Annotated in this window: 16 protein-coding genes; 12 read left to right on the top strand and 4 right to left on the bottom strand. The window is 71.5% G+C overall.

Translation table 11 applies throughout. The features are described 5' to 3' along the window. The first annotated feature begins 241 nt into the window (after nucleotides 1–241). Nucleotides 242–940, top strand: coding sequence for an ATP-binding protein (locus SM418_RS05860; RefSeq protein WP_371939565.1), 699 nt, complete (start codon nucleotides 242–244; stop codon nucleotides 938–940). A 46-nt stretch (nucleotides 941–986) separates the two neighbouring features. Here the strand turns inward: SM418_RS05860 and SM418_RS05855 are convergent, their stop codons facing one another. Beyond that, nucleotides 987–3,476 (bottom strand): DNA gyrase/topoisomerase IV subunit A, encoded by a 2,490-nt coding sequence (locus SM418_RS05855; protein WP_371939564.1) that lies wholly within the window; start codon nucleotides 3,474–3,476, stop codon nucleotides 987–989. A gap of 148 nt (nucleotides 3,477–3,624) precedes the next feature. On the opposite strand from SM418_RS05855, the gene SM418_RS05850 reads away from it, so the two are divergent. From SM418_RS05850 to SM418_RS05830, 5 genes are all read left to right on the top strand, one after another. After that, entirely contained in the window at nucleotides 3,625–4,788 is a 1,164-nt protein-coding gene (locus SM418_RS05850; RefSeq protein ID WP_371966047.1) for a lactate 2-monooxygenase, read from the top strand. A gap of 82 nt (nucleotides 4,789–4,870) precedes the next feature. Then, a complete protein-coding gene (locus SM418_RS05845; protein ID WP_371939562.1) occupies nucleotides 4,871–6,151 on the top strand; it encodes an alpha-amylase family glycosyl hydrolase in 1,281 nt (426 codons plus the stop codon). 91 nt (nucleotides 6,152–6,242) lie between these two features. Continuing rightward, nucleotides 6,243–6,887: an ABC transporter ATP-binding protein gene (locus SM418_RS05840; RefSeq protein ID WP_371939560.1), complete on the top strand. Its 645-nt coding sequence runs from the start codon at nucleotides 6,243–6,245 to the stop codon at nucleotides 6,885–6,887. Between the two features lie 55 nt (nucleotides 6,888–6,942). Further along, a complete protein-coding gene (locus SM418_RS05835) occupies nucleotides 6,943–8,073 on the top strand; it encodes a sensor histidine kinase (RefSeq protein ID WP_371939559.1) in 1,131 nt (376 codons plus the stop codon). Then, a complete protein-coding gene (locus tag SM418_RS05830; protein ID WP_371939558.1) occupies nucleotides 8,070–8,675 on the top strand; it encodes a response regulator in 606 nt (201 codons plus the stop codon). Before SM418_RS05835 ends, SM418_RS05830 begins: the two co-directional genes overlap by 4 nt. A gap of 134 nt (nucleotides 8,676–8,809) precedes the next feature. Here the strand turns inward: SM418_RS05830 and SM418_RS05825 are convergent, their stop codons facing one another. The 3 genes from SM418_RS05825 to SM418_RS05815 all read right to left on the bottom strand — a co-directional run bounded on the left by SM418_RS05825 (nucleotide 8,810) and on the right by SM418_RS05815 (nucleotide 10,839). Further along, nucleotides 8,810–9,499 (bottom strand): class I SAM-dependent methyltransferase, encoded by a 690-nt coding sequence (locus tag SM418_RS05825; protein ID WP_371939557.1) that lies wholly within the window; start codon nucleotides 9,497–9,499, stop codon nucleotides 8,810–8,812. Between the two features lie 47 nt (nucleotides 9,500–9,546). After that, nucleotides 9,547–10,113 carry a hypothetical protein gene (locus SM418_RS05820; protein ID WP_371939556.1) on the bottom strand — a complete coding sequence of 189 codons (567 nt, stop codon included), beginning with the start codon at nucleotides 10,111–10,113 and terminating at the stop codon, nucleotides 9,547–9,549. 159 nt (nucleotides 10,114–10,272) lie between these two features. Then, nucleotides 10,273–10,839: an LPXTG cell wall anchor domain-containing protein gene (locus SM418_RS05815; RefSeq protein ID WP_371939554.1), complete on the bottom strand. Its 567-nt coding sequence runs from the start codon at nucleotides 10,837–10,839 to the stop codon at nucleotides 10,273–10,275. Between the two features lie 178 nt (nucleotides 10,840–11,017). Here SM418_RS05815 and SM418_RS05810 point away from each other — a divergent pair, with 178 nt between their 5' ends. From SM418_RS05810 to SM418_RS05785, 6 genes are all read left to right on the top strand, one after another. Continuing rightward, nucleotides 11,018–12,289 (top strand): sensor histidine kinase, encoded by a 1,272-nt coding sequence (locus SM418_RS05810; protein ID WP_371939553.1) that lies wholly within the window; start codon nucleotides 11,018–11,020, stop codon nucleotides 12,287–12,289. Beyond that, nucleotides 12,277–12,924: a response regulator gene (locus SM418_RS05805; protein WP_371939552.1), complete on the top strand. Its 648-nt coding sequence runs from the start codon at nucleotides 12,277–12,279 to the stop codon at nucleotides 12,922–12,924. The genes SM418_RS05810 and SM418_RS05805 overlap by 13 nt, the downstream gene beginning before the upstream one ends. Further along, complete coding sequence (locus tag SM418_RS05800) at nucleotides 12,921–13,715, top strand: DUF4097 family beta strand repeat-containing protein (protein WP_371939551.1); 795 nt, start codon at nucleotides 12,921–12,923, stop codon at nucleotides 13,713–13,715. Before SM418_RS05805 ends, SM418_RS05800 begins: the two co-directional genes overlap by 4 nt. A gap of 423 nt (nucleotides 13,716–14,138) precedes the next feature. Beyond that, nucleotides 14,139–15,203 carry a methionine ABC transporter ATP-binding protein gene (locus tag SM418_RS05795; protein ID WP_371939550.1) on the top strand — a complete coding sequence of 355 codons (1,065 nt, stop codon included), beginning with the start codon at nucleotides 14,139–14,141 and terminating at the stop codon, nucleotides 15,201–15,203. Then, a complete protein-coding gene (locus tag SM418_RS05790; protein ID WP_371939548.1) occupies nucleotides 15,200–15,856 on the top strand; it encodes a methionine ABC transporter permease in 657 nt (218 codons plus the stop codon). Before SM418_RS05795 ends, SM418_RS05790 begins: the two co-directional genes overlap by 4 nt. Before the next feature lie 20 nt (nucleotides 15,857–15,876). After that, nucleotides 15,877–16,692 (top strand): MetQ/NlpA family ABC transporter substrate-binding protein, encoded by an 816-nt coding sequence (locus tag SM418_RS05785; protein ID WP_371939546.1) that lies wholly within the window; start codon nucleotides 15,877–15,879, stop codon nucleotides 16,690–16,692. The last annotated feature ends 112 nt before the right edge of the window (nucleotides 16,693–16,804 follow it).

Here is a 16,804-nt window from a genome sequence, read left to right as displayed (position 1 = left end):
AGCCGCTACGCGGCGCGTGGCGGAACTCAAGATTCCTTGGAGGTGGAGATGGAATTTTCCACTTCCACTTGCGATCACCGGCCCGTCGAGAGCACGATGCGTCGCAGTGACGTCACGGAAAGTGGCCTCCTGGTTGCGAAGTGTGGAGGGCGAGTTGTCGGACAGGTCTTGCGCCGCCGAGGTGGTTCGGGCGGGTGGGTGCGCGGTTTGGGGGCTGCCGCCGGAGGCTCGGTGTGCCGGGGTGGCGCGGAAGGTCGTCCGGGAGACTCTCTCGGCGCTGATGCTGCCCGAGGAGACCGTGGACGACGCGGTGACGATGGTCTCCGAGCTGGCGACCAACGCCTTCACGCACGCGTTGGGAGGGAGGGCGCTTGCGACCATGCCCACGGTCGGGCTGCCGGAAGTGCAGATCTACGGGCGCGGGGCGGGGACGGAGGTCGTGGTGCGGGTCTTCGACTCCGCGTCGTGGTGCAGGAAGGCGCCGTCCGAGGCGGGGCTGCGTCCGCCGGTCGAGGCCGAGGGTGGGCGCGGGCTCGAACTGGTGAACGCCCTGGCGGTGGAGCGCGGTGGGTGGTGGGGCGCGTGTCGGAGCCGGTCGCAGTTGGGGCTGCTACCGGTTTCGGGAAAGGTCGTGTACTTCGCGCTGCCCGCGTCGATGCCGTGGCGTCCGCCTCAGCGGGACTGCCGTCAGGCGGCTCGGGAACTGCGGCGGCTGCTGAGCGTGCGGGGGATCGGGCCGCTGCACCTGAGCGAGGGGTGGCGGATGGCCGTCCTCTCGGTCCGGGCGGAGATCACGGTGTGGGTGCGGGACGACACGTTCTTCGTCACCCTGCCGGGGGCCGGTGCCGCCTGCCATCCGGTCTGTGACGTCGTCGGGGTGGCCGAAGAGATCATCCGGCGCAATGAGGACCTCAACGCCCGGGTGCGGCCGGGAGTGTGAGGGCGAAAAGGCAGAGACCCCGGGCGATCACCCGGGGCCTCTTGGATCACTCTTCGGTCGTCTCGTCTTCTTCCGGCGCGGGGCCTATGGGGCCGCTGATGGAGACGATGGGCTTGTCCAGTTTCTCGCCGGAGCCGTCTCGGCGGCCCATGGCCACGTTGAGCATCGCCGGTTTGCCGTTGGCGGCTGCCGCGCGGAGCGGGGTCGGCGCCGCCCATGCCTGGAGCAGCACGTCCTCGCCCTTGAGGAAGCGGTGGGCTCGGACGCCGCCCGTCGCGCGGCCCTTGGCCGGGAACTCGGCGAAGTCGGCGAGTTTGATCGCGCCCGTCTGGGTGCCGGGGAGTGCCGAGGACGAGCCGGAAACCGTGATGACGCGGGCCTCGCGGCTCGGGTCGAGGGCGCCGAACCACAGGACGCTCGCGCCCGCCCCCAGTTTGATGCCCGCCATGCCGCCCGCGGCCCGGCCCTGCGGGCGGACGAGGGACGCGGCGAAGTGCAGGAGTTGGGCGTCGGTGGTGATGAAGACGACGTGCTGGTCCTCGGAGAGGAGCTGGACGGCGCCGACGACCCGGTCGCCTTCCTTGAGACCGATCACCTCGAATTCGTCGCGGTTCGCCGGGAAGTCGGGGACGACTCGTTTGACCACGCCCTGGGCGGTGCCGACGGCCAGGCCGCCGCCCGCCTCGCCCACGGCGGCTATGCCGACGACCGTCTCGTCCGGTTCCAGGTCGACGTACTCGGCCACCGGGGCTCCGCCCGCCAGGGACGGGGGCGTCGCGGAAGGCGGCAGGGTCGGCAGGTCCAGGACGTCTATGCGGATCATCCGGCCCAGCGACGTCACGGCGCCCACCTGACCGCGCGCAGTGGCGGGGACCACCGAGGCCAGGACGTCGTGCGGGGCGCGGGGGCCGCTGTCGGGGAGGGGCGACGCGTCGTGCGTGCGGGCCATGAGGCCGGTGGTCGAGAGCAGCACCGTGCACGGGTCGTCCGCCACCTCCAGCGGGACGGCCGTGGCTGCGGTCTGGCCCGAGGACTCCAGCAGGATCGTCCGGCGGGGGGTCGAGAACTCCTTGGCGACGTCGCTCAGCTCCTTGGAGACCACGCCGCGCAGCTTCTTCTCCGACTCCAGGATCGCGGTCAGCCGGGCGATCTCCTTGGCGAGCTGCTCCTTCTCCTTCTCCAGTTCGAGGCGGTCGAAGCGGGTCAGGCGGCGGAGCGGGGTGTCGAGGATGTACTGCGCCTGGATCTCCGACAGTTCGAAGATCTGCATGAGGCGCTGCTTGGCCTGGGCGGCGTCGTCGCTCTGCCGGATGACCTGGATGACCTCGTCGATGTTCAGCAGGGCGACCAGGAGGCCGTCCACCAGGTGGAGGCGGTCCTCGCGCTTCTTGCGGCGGAACATCGAGCGCCGGCGGACGACGTCGATCCGGTGGTCGACGTAGACCTGCAGCATGTCGCGCAGGCCGAGGGTGCGCGGCTGGCCGTCGACGAGGGCGACGTTGTTGATGCCGAACGTCTCCTCCATCGGCGTGAGCCGGTAGAGGTCGGCGAGGACGGCCTCCGGGTTGAAGCCGTTCTTGATCTCGATGACCAGGCGGAGGCCGACATTGCGGTCGGTGAGGTCCTTCAGGTCGGAGATGCCCTGGATCTTTTTGGCGTTGACCAGTTCCTTGATCTTGGCCTTGACGCGTTCGGGCCCGACGGCGTACGGCAGTTCGCTGACGATGATGCCCTTGCGGCGGGGCGTGACGTTCTCGATGGAGACCGTGGCGCGGGTGCGGAACGTTCCCCGGCCGCGCTCGTAGGCGTCGCGGATGCCCTCCAGGCCGACGATCTTGCCGCCGGTGGGCAGGTCGGGGCCGGGGACGAAGCGCATCAGGTCCTCGAGGGTGGCCTCGGGGTTGTCGATCAGGTGCCGGGCCGCGGCGATGACCTCGCCGAGGTTGTGCGGCGCCATGTTCGTGGCCATGCCGACCGCGATGCCGGACGCCCCGTTGACCAGCAGGTTCGGGAACGCGGCCGGCAGGACCTCCGGTTCGCGCTCCTGCCCGTCGTAGTTCGGGCGGAAGTCGACCGTGTCCTCGTCGATCGACTCGACCATCAGCATCGCTTCGCGCGACATCCGGGCCTCGGTGTACCGCATGGCGGCGGGCATGTCGTCGCCGCCGAGCGAACCGAAGTTGCCGTGGCCGTCCACGAGCGGCATGCGCATCGCCCACGGCTGCGCCATGCGCACCATCGCGTCGTAGATGGCGCTGTCGCCGTGCGGGTGCAGCTTGCCCATGACCTCGCCGACGACACGGGCGCACTTGACGTGGCCGCGGTCGGGGCGGAGCCCCATCTCGCTCATCGAGTACAGGATCCGGCGCTGGACGGGCTTCATGCCGTCGCGCGCGTCGGGAAGCGCCCGCTGGTAGATGACCGAGTAGGCGTACTCGAGGAAACTGCCGCGCATCTCGTCGGAGACATCGACGTCGACGATGTTCTCTTCGAAGTCCGGCGGCGGTGGAGGGGCTTGGGATCCGCGTCGTGCCATGCCCCACATTGTTGCCGGTCCCGGGGACATCTTTCGCCCGCCCCACCGGGTGTGCCGTCCAACTCGGCGGATTGGTGCCGTTCCGTCACCTTCCCGAACCTGGCAGATTGAGCACGGACGGTTTCGATTTCCCCAGGTGGAGGTTCCCTTGAGCGGGCTGGCCGACTTCCAGAACTCGATCTATCTGCAGGGTCTCGGCGACGTCCTCCCCTCGCTGCCGACGGATCTGACGAAGCTGGAGGGGCTCGCGGAGCGCTCGCTGTCGGCGCAGGCGTTCGGGTACGTGGCGGGATCGGCGGGCAGTGAGTCGACGGCGCGCGCCAACCGGGAGGCCTTCGACCGGTGGCGGATCGTGCCTCGCATGCTGCGGGACGTCGCCGAACGGGACCTCTCGGTGGACGTCCTGGGCACCGCGATGCCGTCCCCGATCCTGCTCGCACCCATCGGCGTCCAGTCCATCTTCCATCCGGACGGCGAACTTGCCGTCGCACGGGCGGCGGCGGCCGAAGGGGTGACGATGGTGCTGAGCACGGCCGCCTCGTACTCCATGGAGGACGTGGCCGAAGCCAATGGTGGCGGGCCGCGCTGGTACCAGTTGTACTGGCCCAAGGACAGGGAACTTGCTGTCAGCTTCCTAGAGCGGGCCAAGGCGGCCGGTTACACGGCCCTTGTCGTCACTCTCGACACGTTCACGCTGGCCTGGCGTCCACGCGACCTGGATCAGGCTTACCTGCCGTTCTTGCGCGGGGTCGGTGTCGCGAACTACTTCAACGATCCGGTCTTCCAGAAGGCCGTCGGCGGAGAGATCACCGCCGCCAACCGGGACATGGCGATCCTGCACTGGGTCGCCAACTTCGGGAACCCCAGCCTGACGTGGGACGACCTCATCTTCCTTCGGGACCACTGGGACGGGCCCATCGCGCTCAAGGGCATCCAGCACCCCGACGACGCTCGCCAGGCCGTGGACGCCGGCATGGACGCGGTCATCGTCTCCAACCATGGCGGACGCCAGGTGGACGGGGCCATCGCCTCACTGGACGCGCTGCCCGGCGTGGTCGAGGCCGTCCACGACCAGGCGACCGTCCTGTTCGACAGCGGGATCCGGACTGGAGCGGACGTGGCCAAGGCTCTGGCACTTGGGGCCAAGGCCGTCCTGGTCGCGCGACCGTACGCGTATGGGCTGGCTCTTGCCGGGCAGGCGGGAGTCCAGCATGTTCTGCGCTGCCTCCAGGCCGAACTGGAGCTGACCATGGCCCTCTCCGGCATAAAGACTCCGGGCGGGCTGACTCCGGAAATCCTCACGCGCACATAGACCCGCACGGAGACGCGCAAGTAGGAGCCATGGCACGCGGCCATGTCGTGATTGGTCGTCTCTTGCGGGTAGGGAGACCGGCATGCGCTGGCCTGATCATGCCATCTGGTGGCACGTCTATCCGCTCGGATTCGTCGGCGCCGAACGTGAGGCCCTGCCCGATGGCACGTCCGCGACGCCCAGGCTCGCAAAGCTCAGCGGCTGGCTCGATCACCTCGTCGGGCTCGGCTGCAACGGGCTCGCGCTCGGCCCCGTGTTCGCGTCCGAGACGCACGGCTACGACACCGTCGACCACTACCGCGTCGACCCAAGGCTCGGCGGCGAAGACGACCTGCGACGGCTCATCGACGAGGCTTCCCGGAAGGGCGTCAGGATCCTGCTCGACGGCGTCTTCAACCATGTGGGACACGGTTTCGAACCCTTCGCCGACGTCACCGCCAAGGGCGACGACTCGCCGTACCGCAACTGGTTCCACCCGGATCTGCGCACGTTCGAAGGCCATGACCGCCTCGTCACGCTGAACCACAACGAACCGGAGGTCGCCGACTACGTCACCGACGTCATGACCCACTGGCTGGAGCGCGGCATAGACGGGTGGCGCCTCGACGCCGCTTATGCCGTTCCGCCTCCGTTCTGGAGGCTGGTCACGGACCGGGTCCGCGCGCGCTTCCCCGACGTCTGGTTCGTCGGCGAGGTCATCCACGGCGACTACACGGGACTCGTAAAGCACACCGGATTCGACTCAGTCACCCAGTACGAACTCTGGAAGGCCATCTGGAGTTCACTCAACGACCGAAACTTCTTCGAGCTTGCTCATGCCCTCGACCGGCACAACACGATGCTCGATACATTCGCCCCACAGACATTTCTGGGCAACCACGATGTGACTCGAATCGCCAGCCGCCTGATCCGGAAAGAGCAGCGAAACCATGCGCTCGTGATCCTGCTGACCGTCGGCGGTGTTCCGTCCATCTACGCCGGCGACGAGTTCGGTTTCGAGGGGATCAAGGAGGAACGTGAAGGCGGGGACGACGCCATACGGCCCGCCTTTCCAGAACGTCCCGACGAGACCCCCGGCTACGCCGCCCCACACCACCGCCTACACCAAGACCTCATTGGCCTAAGGCGCCGCCATCCGTGGCTCGTGCGCGCCCGAACCGAGGTCGCCACCTTGACCAACACGGTTCTCTCCTACACAGTGGGTCACGACGCAGAGCGGCTCGCGGTCGTCCTCAACCTGGACGGCGAGCCCGCCAGGGCGGACCTTCCCGCCGCGAACTGGACGTGCGTAGCCGGTGAAGCGATTTTCACCGCCGACGGCGCCACCGTCCCGCCCACCGGATGGGCGATCGCCGAACCATGACATTTGTCATGGGGCACCCCTGCAATCCTCACGGTCCCTTCCTGACGCCTGTGACTGAACGTCCCCGCCACCAAGGGCCAGCATGGATGTCATGAAGGCACCTGTGATCGAGGTACGCGACCTGGACCTGAACGAGGCCGTGCGGAATGTCTCGTTCACCGTGGCCGAGGGAGAGATCTACGCGCTGCTGGGCCGTTATGGCTCCGGCAAGACCACCCTTCTGGAAATGCTCGCCGGCCTACGCCGACCCACAGGCGGGACCATCCGCCTACACGGCGCGGACCCTTACAGCGACCGCGACTCCGCGCGCGCTGGCGCCGTATGGCGCGACGGCGGCCTTTTCCCAGGGCTGACCGTCACCGAGGTCATCGACACGTGGCGGCGCTGGACGCTCGACCCGCTCACCCGCGACGAGGCCCTCCGCCTGGCCCGCCTCACCGATGTCGCCGACGTCCCGTTCGAGCGACTGACCCCCGGACGGCGGCGCATGCTCGACGTAGCCCTCGCCCTGATCGGACGGTCGGACGTCCTGTTCCTCGACGAGCCCACCGCCGGTCTGGACGACGCCGCCGCCCGCGAGGTGTGGGCCGTCCTCCTGCTGCTGGCCGCGCACGGGGTCAGCGTGGTGGTCGCGACCCGCGACCCGGACGAGGCGTGCCGCGCCGACCGGGTCGGGCTCCTGGACGAGGGCCGCCTGGTCACCGGCCGGGACACCGTCCGGCTCCGCGCCGCCTGATGGGAGGTGCCGGGCCTCCATGGGTGGTGCAGGCACGGCCGCATACGCTGGGCGCGTGCAGCCCGGCATCCCGCGTCCCACCGTCATCGCTGCGATCCTCGTGGGCATGACGGTGATGACGCTGGCCGGGTTCCTGGCACCGGCGCTCTGGTACGAGCTCACCGAGCACCGGGAGGCGGGCCGGCTGGTGCTCGCCGTCGCCGGCGTCGGCGCCTCGTTCGCCCTGTACGCCCGGCTCCTGTGGCAGAACCTGATGCGCCGCACCGCGCCCGCCCACCGGCTCGGGCTGGCCGCGATCGGGCTGACCTGCTGGGCGATGCCTCCGCTGCTCGGCACCGCCCCGGGCTGGGGCAACGCGCTGCTCGTCCCGGCCGGGCTGATCGCCGTCGTCCTCCCGGTCCGGGAGGCGATCGCGGTGACGGCGGCGGCGACCGTCCTGACCCCCGCCTACGGGGTGCTCCTCGGGCTTCCCGCCCTGGCCGTCCTGTACGAGGTCGCCGCGGTGCCGCTCGGCGCCTTCTCCGGATACGTCACGGTCTGGCTGTTTCACGTCGTCCAGGAACTGCGGGAGGCGCGCGCCGAGCTGGCCCGCTCCGCGGTGGGGGAGGAGCGGCTCCGCTTCGCCCGCGACCTGCACGACGTCCTCGGCCACAGCCTCCAGGCGGTCGCGCTGCGCGCCGAGGTCGCCGAACGGTTCGTGGAACGCGACGACGGGCGCGTCCGCAAGGAGCTGACCGAGATCCAGACCATGGCGCGGGATGCCGTCCGGGACGTGCGCGAGGTCGTTCGCGGCTACCGGGCCACGTCGCTGCGCACCGAACTGGACGGCATGTCCGCCGTGCTGCGCGCCGCCGGGATCCGGTGCGAGCGGCCCGAGGTGTCCCCGTCGCTGCCCGCGCACGTCCACGAGCCGCTCGGCTGGGTCGCCCGCGAGGCGGCCACCAACGTCCTGCGGCACTCCAGCGCCACCTGGTGCGAGATCACCGTCCGGACCGGCCGCGACCGCGTCCACGTGGAGATCGTCAACGACGGCGCCGGTCGCCGCGCCGGCGACGCGGGCAGCGGCCTGACCGGCCTCGCCGAGCGGATCGCCGCGGCGGGCGGCGAGTTCTCCGCGGGCCCGGCCGGGGACGGGACGTTCCGGGTGAGGGCCGCCGTCCCGGCCGAGCCGGAGGGAGAAGCATGATCCGCGTGCTGCTGGCCGACGACCACCTGCTGATCAGGGAGGCGCTCGTCCTCCTGCTGGAGACCGAGGAGGATATCGAGGTCGCCGCCGACGTGGGGCGCGGGGACGAGGCCGTCGACCGCGCCCTCGCCCTCAAACCCGACGTCGCCGTTCTCGACATCGACATGCCGGGCCTGGACGGACTCGCCGCCGCCGAACGCCTGTCCCGCGACCTGCCCGGCTGCCGCCTGGTGATCGTGACCGCGCACGGGCGGCCCGGAAACCTGCGCCGCGCCATGGCCGCCGGCGTCCGCGGCTTCCTCGGCAAGGACACGCCCGGCCGGCGGCTCGCCGAGGTCATCCGGCAGGTCGCCGCCGGCGCCCGCTACATCGACCCGCAGCTCGCCGCCGACGCCCTCGCCGCCGAGGAATGCCCCCTCACCCCGCGCGAACTGGACGCCCTGCGTGCCGCCGCCGACGGCGCCCCGGTCTCCCGCATCGCCCGCGGCCTCGGCCTGTCGGAGGGGACCGTCCGCAACTACCTCTCCGCCGCCGTCACCAAGCTCGGCGCCGACAACCGCCACGCCGCCGCCCGAACCGCCCGAGACCTCGGCTGGCTGTAGTCCACCGCCTCGCCTTCGGCCGCCTCCTGAAGTGATCCCGACGTCGACGGCCGGGCTTCCGAGCGGCGCGGGGTTGCGGGTCTTCGCGTCAGCGGCGGGCGAGGACCAGCGTCAGCGGCGGGCGAGGACCAGCGTCAGCGGCGGGCGAGGACCAGCGAGCCGCGTTTCGTCACCGGTAGGGGCGTGCGGAGCCGGGTGGCGGCCTCGGCCGCCTGGGGACGGGGCATGCGCCGGGCGATCAGGTAGTCGCGGATCGCGGCGCGGTCGGGGAGGGTGATCAGCGGGGCGTCCCAGCGTTCCACCTCGACCTCGCCGAAGACCTCGCCGACGCGGTCCGGGGCGTCCTCTGCGTCGAACGGGGTGGGCTCGGGACGCCAGACGGGTGACAGCTCGGGGCTGTCGTCGCGGCGGATCGCGGACACCAGGAGCAGCCCGCCGGGGGCGAGGACGCGCCGTGCCTCGCGGAGCGCGCGGGCCGGATCGTCCAGGTGGAGGAGCATGTTCAGGGCCACGGCGGCGTCGAACGTCCCGTCGCGGAACGGCAGGCGCAGGGCGTCGGCCCGGACGCGCGGGTCCGGATGGGCGGCCAGCAGGGCGGCGGACGCGTCCAGGCCCACGAGTTCGAGTGGCGGCGGATGGGGGAGGGCGGCGCTGAGGGCGCCCTCCCCGCAGCCGATGTCCAGGACGAGGGACGCGCCGGCGTTCAGCAGTTTCGAGGCGACGTGATCGTGCAGGCTCCGCGCCCCGATCAGGTACTTCCTGGTGACCCTGCCGGCGAGGCGGAAACGCTCCGAGTCGGAATCATAGTCGGGTTGGACGCCCATGCCCTGAGTCTGCCCGGTGAGCCGCCCCGGAAAGCGTCGGGCGGCGATCAGCCCTGCGGGCGCGCGGCGACGGCCGGATGGTCGAGGTCCATGGCGTCCAGCACCGAGCCGTCGGCGGCGAGCGCCTCCACGACCGGCCCCCGGCGGGCGCCCCACACCACGACGACGTGCCCGTGCTCGGGGACGTCCAGGATCCGGTTGCCGACGCGGACCCGCACCACCTCCGCCGAGGCCCGCAGCCGCGCCTCGTTCACCCACTTGGCGCCCCACGGCAGCAGCCGGTTGGCGTTGCGGACCGTCCTGCCCGACCCGTACTTGAGCAGGTGTCGGCCCATCTCGCCGGACGAGCGGCGCGCGAGGGGCTCGGCGGGCGCCGACCCGCCGGCGCCGCCCAGCTCCCGCCACTCGCCGTCGCGGCGGTGGAACGTCCAGCCCTCGATGAACGCGGAGGCGTCGCCCCACTGGTGCAGGAACGTGACAACGGCTACGTCGCCGTCCATGTCGAGTCCGAGCGGAAGGTAGTCCCGTCCCTCGTCGAAGGCGGCGGGAGCGGGGACGGGCAGGCCGTCCCTGAGGAGCCGCATGCACTCCTCATGCACCTCGTGGTCGTTCATGTTCGGGACCTCTGGATCGTGCAGCCGGGATACGCACAAGTTGGACAAATCGTGCAGTGGGACCACGTGCGGGCCAGGCGATGTTCAGGCAGGACAAAGGGCCCTCTCGCGAGAGGGCCCGCACGCGGCACTCACTCTAGAGGTCCGGCTCGTCTGGTTTCACCCATCTGGCGTACTCCCGTCAAGGCTTTGCCGATCACTGTTCACCCAAGCGTCGATCATGGCTCCAGGCTGGGTGAACGACCGTGCGGCGAGGGTCGCGCACAGCGTCGCCAGCGGAAGTTCCAGCCCCGCCGCGAGCATGATCGCCAACACCCGTCCGGTTCCCGGCGTGGCGGTCGTCACGTCGAGCCACGCGTCCACCGCCAGCAGCGTCCCCGCCACGGCGGCGCCCAGCCCGTACCGGGGGTCGCGGCGGAGGAAGAGCACGCCGGTGCCCAGTAGGGCGGCGGCCTCCATCGCGTCCAACCCCACCCAGGCGGTGGACCAGTTCGACACCGTGGCGGTGGACGGCAGGGTGTTCGCGAGCACCCATATCCACGGCACCAGCGCCGCCGCGCTCCCGACCAGCCCCCACCCCACCAGACCCCGCCCGAGCAGACCCGGCCCGAGCAGACCCGGCCCGACCAAGCCCCGCCCGACTCGTCCTGCCGGGAGCAGGTCTTCGCGCGCGGGGAGCAGGCGGGGCGGGGCTCCCCGGTGGGGGCGGATGACGGTGGCGACCATGCGTGCTCCTGCGGACTCGAACGATGCGCATCCGCTTTCGGATGCGTGATCAAAGCCTTGCCGCAGCGCTGATCACCGTCATTAGCCTCCGTATCCGACTTGGGGTGGCATTAGGTTCACCCCTGGATCTGCAGCCCGGTCCATGGTCGCGGACGAACTGCGGCAATACGGTTGCTTCGTGGCATCCATCAGCGCGGTCCGCCGTGCCCGCGTGCGCGCTCCGTGGTCGGCGGCCGCGTGGCGCGACACGGTGTTCGCCGTCTCCGGGGTGCCGCTGCAGTTCGCGGGCTGGCTGCTCCTGCTCCTGCCCTGGGCGGTCTGGACGCCGGCGCGCGTGACACCGGTCTTGATCATGACTGCCGCGTCGATCGTCCTGCTGCTCCTCGCGCTGCGTCCGCTGACGTCCTGGCAGCGGGAGCGGTGCTGGGCGATGCTCGGCCTGCACGTTCCTCGCATGCCGGACTTCGACGACGGGCGTCCCTGGGACGCGTTGCGCGACCTCCGCTCGCCCGAACTGTGGCGGGCGGTCCAGTACCACCTGCTCGCCGGGCCGGCGCTCGCCGTGGGCGGGCTCGCCGTGATCGCGGCGTGGGCGGGCGGCCTCGTCCTCGCGACCAGCGGCGCGTACGCGTGGGCCCTGCCCGGCTCCAGCCCCCTGAGCATGGTGGACAAGGCCCACTCCGTCCGCATCGGGGCGCTCACCCTGCTCGGCCTGCTGCTCCTCGCGGCGGCGCCGTGGATCGCGGCGGCCGTCCGGAGGCTGGACGCCCGCGCCGCCGCCGCGCTCCTCGGCCCGGACCGCGCCAGGGAACTGGAGCGGCGCGTCGAGGATCTGGCCGAGAAGCGCGCCAGCGTGGTGGACGCCGCCGACATCGAGCGCCGCCGCATCGAGCGGGACCTGCACGACGGCGCGCAGCAGCGGCTCGTCTCCCTCGCGCTGAACCTGGGCCTCGCCCGCGAGACGCTCACCGGCGTCCCGGACGAGGCCATGCAGGTGATCGTCGCGGCGCACGAGGAGGCCAAGGAGGCGCTGACCGAGCTGCGCACGCTGATCCGCGGCCTGCACCCGGCCGTGCTGGAGGACCGCGGCCTGGACGCCGCGCTGTCCGGCGTCGCCGCCCGGGTGCCGCTGCCCGTCCGGCTGCGGGTCGAGGCGGAGCCGCGCGCCTCGTCCACCGTGGAGGCCGTCGCCTACTTCGTGGTCTCCGAGGCGCTCACCAACGCCGTCCGGCACGCCAAGGCGGACGAGGTGGACATCGCCGTCGTCCGCCGCGGGGACGTGCTGCGCGTGACCGTCCGCGACGACGGCGTGGGCGGCGCCGACCCGTCCGGCGGGACGGGCCTCACGGGGCTCGCGCGCCGCGTCGGGTCCGTGGACGGTACGTTCCGGATCACCAGCCCCGCCGGGGGCCCGACGACCGTCACCGTGGAGCTGCCGTGCGCGTTGTGATCGCCGAGGACTCGGTCCTGCTGCGAGCCGGGCTGATCAAGCTGCTGGAGACCTCCGGGTTCGAGGTCGCGGCGGCCGTCGGCGAGGCCGAAGGGCTGCTCGCCGCGGTGCGCGAGCACCGTCCCGACGCGGCGATCGTGGACGTCAGGATGCCGCCGGGCTTCACCGACGAGGGCGTCCGCGCGGCGCTGGTCATGCGCCGGGAGGCGCCGGAGGTCGCCGTCCTGCTGCTGTCGCAGTACGTCGAGGAGCGGTACGCCGCCGACCTGCTGGCGATCAGTGCCGGCGGCATCGGTTACCTGCTCAAAGACCGCGTCGCGGACGTCTCGGTCTTCCTGGACGCACTGCGCCGGGTCGCGTCCGGCGGCACCGCCCTGGACCCCGAGGTCGTCTCGCAGCTCCTGCTGCGCCGGCACCGCGACCCGCTCGACCGGCTCACCCCGCGCGAGCGGGAGGTCCTGTCGGTGATGGCGGAGGGCCGCTCCAACGCGGGGATCGCGGCGGAGCTGGTGGTGAGCGAGAGCGCGGTCGCCAAGCACATCAACAACATCTTCGCCAAGCTCGACCTGCCGCATGCCGAGGGCGACCACCGCCGGGTCCTCGCCGTCCTCCGGTTCCTGGACGGCGAGACGTGACCGTCGAAGCCCCCGACCGGCCCCGGCGGCGCGGCGTGTGGGTCGTGCTGGCGATCGTGACCGCGCTGGCCGTGGTGACGCCCGTCCTGCTGGCGGCGCTCGGACGGGCCGTCCGCCAGACCTCGGCGTCCGTGACGCCCTACCACCACGCGATCAGGGAGTTGCGGCTCGACCTGGACGGCGCCGGCGTCTCGGTCGGCCCCGGACCGGACGGCGAGGCGCGCGTCCGCAAGGCCCTCCGGTGGGGGCTGAGCAAGCCCGACGTCACCGAGTCGCTGGTCGACGACGTGCTGTTCGTCACGTTCCGCTGCGGGGGCACGGACGTGGCCGGCGGCTGCGGCGCCGACATCGACGTCCGGGTACCGGCGGGCACGCGCGTGTCCGCGGTGTCCGGGGCGGGCGAGATCAACGTCCGGGGGCTGACCGGCGACCTCGATCTGCGGACGGGATCGGGCGAGATCGGCGTCGCCGGCGCGCGCGGCCGGCTGCGGCTGCAGGCCCGGTCCGGCGCGATCACCGCGACGGGACTGGCGTCGCCGAAGACCCTGGCGCGGGTGTCGTCGGGCTTCCTCGACCTCCGCTTCGCCGAGCCGCCGGAGGTCGTGGACGCGGCGGCCGGATCGGGCACGGCGAAGGTCATCGTGCCGCCGGGGTCGTACTACCGCGTCCGGGGGTGGACGGGCTCCGGCAGCACCCACCTCAACCCGGCCGTCATCGACGAGGGCTCCACCCGGTCGATCTCCGTCCACAGCGGGTCGGGCAGCACGTACGTGGACTACCGCGACGAGTAGCGCGGCGGCCGACGCCCGTATGGATCGGCCGGCGGCCGTATGGATCACCGCGACTCACCGCGATCGACATCACACCGTGTGGATTTGCGTCACTGGTGTGGAGCCGGTTAACTGCTGACATGCCTTCCGTACGCCTGTGCCGCGAGCACCGCCCGCCGATGCCGCGGGCCATGCGGCGTACGTGTTGCCGGCGAATGTGTGACCGCTGAGGGCCCCTGCCTGAGCCTCGCGCCCCGAAGCGAGCCGTCCGCGACCTCCCCGAGCCGCACATGCATTTCGAACGCCATCTGCTGAGCCACGCGCCCTTCCCGCCCGGCCTTTCCTGAGCGCTCGCGCGCTCCACGCGTCGCGTCGCGCCGCGTGCCGTTCCCCGCTGACCGCCGCCGCTTGTTCGGCACCCCCTGCCAGCCTGGATGATTTCCTGTGATTCAGATCGAAAAACTTCGAAAGAGCTACCGTGACCGCGGCCGCGAGGTGATCGCCGTCGACGGGGTCGATCTGACGATCGCCGAGGGCGAGGTCTTCGGCGTGCTCGGACGCAGCGGCGCCGGCAAGAGCACCCTGCTGCGCTGCGTGAACCTGCTGGAACGCCCCGACGAGGGCCGCGTCGTGGTCGGCGGGCAGGACCTGCTCGCGCTGCGCGGCGGGAGCCTGCGCCGGGCCCGCCAGGGCATCGGCATGATCCACCAGCATTTCGGCCTGCTCGGCAGCCGGACGGTCGCCGGGAACGTCGCGTTCCCGCTGGAGGTCATGGGCGTCCCGCGCGCCGAGCGGGCGCGGCGCGTGGCCGAACTGCTGGAGCTGGTCGGGCTCGGCGGGCACGCTCGGGCGTATCCGGCGCAGATCTCCGGCGGGCAGAAGCAGCGGGTCGGCATCGCCCGCGCCCTCGCCGGACGTCCGAAGGTGCTGCTGTCGGACGAGGCGACGTCCGCGCTCGACCCGGAGACCACCGCGTCGATCCTGGAGCTGCTGCGCGACCTCAACCGGCGGCTCGGCCTCACCATCCTGCTGATCACCCACGAGATGGACGTGGTGAAGCGCATCTGCGACTCGGCCGCGGTGATGCGCGACGGCCGCCTCACCGAGTCGGGACCGGTGACGCGGCTGCTCGCCCGCCCGGGCTCGGAGCTCGCGCGGGACCTGTTCCCGCTGCCGCCGGCGGAGCCCCGCGCCGGGTGGACCCTCGTCGAGGTCACCTTCACCGGCGACACCACCGACGAGCCGTTCGTGTCGGCCCTGGCCCGCAAGTACTCGCTGGACGTGAACATCCTCGGCGGCGCGGTGGAGACGGTCGGCGGCGAGCGCGTCGGGCGGCTCCAGCTCGAACTGCCCGGCGACCCCGCGACGAACGCCACGCAGCTGGCCTTCCTCCGGGAGTCCGGCCTGACCGTCGATGTCCGGAACCGCACAGACGCCGAGTTCGGCGCCGACGCCGTCGCCCGCATCGGGGACCGCTCCGGCACCGAGAACCGGGAGGACGCCCGATGACCTGGAACGAGGTCGCCCCGCTGCTGTGGCCCGCCACCGTGGACACCCTCTACATGACCGGCGTGGCCACGCTGTTCACCGTCGTCCTCGGCCTGCCGCTCGGCGTGCTGCTGGTGGTCACCGAGCGCGGCGGGCTGCTGCCCGCGCCGCCGGCCGGCCGGGCGCTCGGCGTCATCGTCGACATCGGCCGCTCGCTACCGTTCCTCATCCTGATGGTGGCGATCATCCCCTTCACCCGGATCGTCGTCGGCACCAGCATCGGCAACGCCGCCGCGATCGTCCCGCTGACGATCGGCGCCATCCCGTTCTACGCGCGGCTCGTCGAGATCGCGCTGCGCGAGGTCGACCCGGGCGTGATCGCCGCGGCGCACGCGATGGGCGCCACCCGCCGGGAGATCGTCGGCAAGGTCATGCTGCGCGAGGCGCGGCCGGGCCTCGTGTCCGGCCTGACCGTCACCGTCATCGCGCTGATCGGCTACACGGCCATGGCGGGGACGGTCGGCGGCGGGGGGCTCGGCAACCTCGCCGTCGTCTACGGCTACGAGCGCTTCGAGACCAAGGTCATGCTCGCCACCGTCGGCCTGCTCATCGTCCTCGTCCTGCTCATCCAGGCCGCGGGGGATCTCCTCGCCCGTCGGCTGACCCACAGGTAACCCACAGAAAGGCACTTGTCGTGCTTCGCAAGTTCACTGTCGCGCTGGCCTCCGTCGGTCTCCTCGCGGGGCTGACCGCCTGCGGCTCCTCGGCGGCGTCGGACGATCCGGACGCCCCGCTGAAGGTCGCGGTCAACCCCGTCCCGCACGGCGACATCCTGACCTACGTCAAGGACAATCTGGCGGCCAAGTCCGACCTCAAGATCGAGATCGTGGAGTTCAGTGACTACCAGCAGCCGAACACCGCGCTGAAGGAGAAGCAGGTCACCGCGAACTACTTCCAGCACGTGCCGTTCATGCAGGAGTTCGAGAAGCAGACGGGGACGAAGCTGACGTTCGTCGCGCCCGTCCACCTGGAGCCGCTCGGCGTCTACTCCAAGAAGGTGAAGAACCTGCAGGACGTTCCGCAGGGCGCGGAGGTCGCCGTCCCGAACGACCCCGCCAACGAGGGCCGCGCGCTGAAGCTGCTCGCCGACAACGGCCTGCTCACGCTGAAGCCGGACGCGCCGACGACCGCGACCCCGCGCGACATCGCGAGCAACCCCAAGGGCCTGAAGTTCAAGCCGGTCAAGGCGGCGCAGCTGCCCCGGTCGCTGGACGACGTGGACCTGTCGGTCATCAACGGCAACTACGCCATCGAGGCCGGGCTGGCGCCGAACAAGGACGCGCTCGCCGCCGAGAAGGCCGAGGGCAACCCGTACGCCAACGGCGTCGTCACGCTGCCGGAGAACGAGGACGACGCGCGCGTGAAGAAGCTCGTCCAGCTGCTGCAGGGTCCCGAGGTGAAGAAGTTCGTCGAGGACAAGTACAAGGGGTCGGTGCTGATCGCCTCCTGACGCGTGCCGACGCCTGCGCCGGTACCGGTGCCGGGGTCGCCGTACGGGGAAACCGCCGCGTTTGTCCGCCGGTCCTGATAGGACATGTGCCGACGAACTCGCGAAGGGAACC

The organism is Actinomadura chokoriensis (assembly GCF_041463665.1).
In the GTDB taxonomy this organism is placed as follows: domain Bacteria; phylum Actinomycetota; class Actinomycetes; order Streptosporangiales; family Streptosporangiaceae; genus Spirillospora; species Spirillospora chokoriensis_A.
The sequence above is the reverse complement of the archived record's forward strand: the minus strand, read 5'-3'. Positions and strand labels throughout refer to the sequence as shown.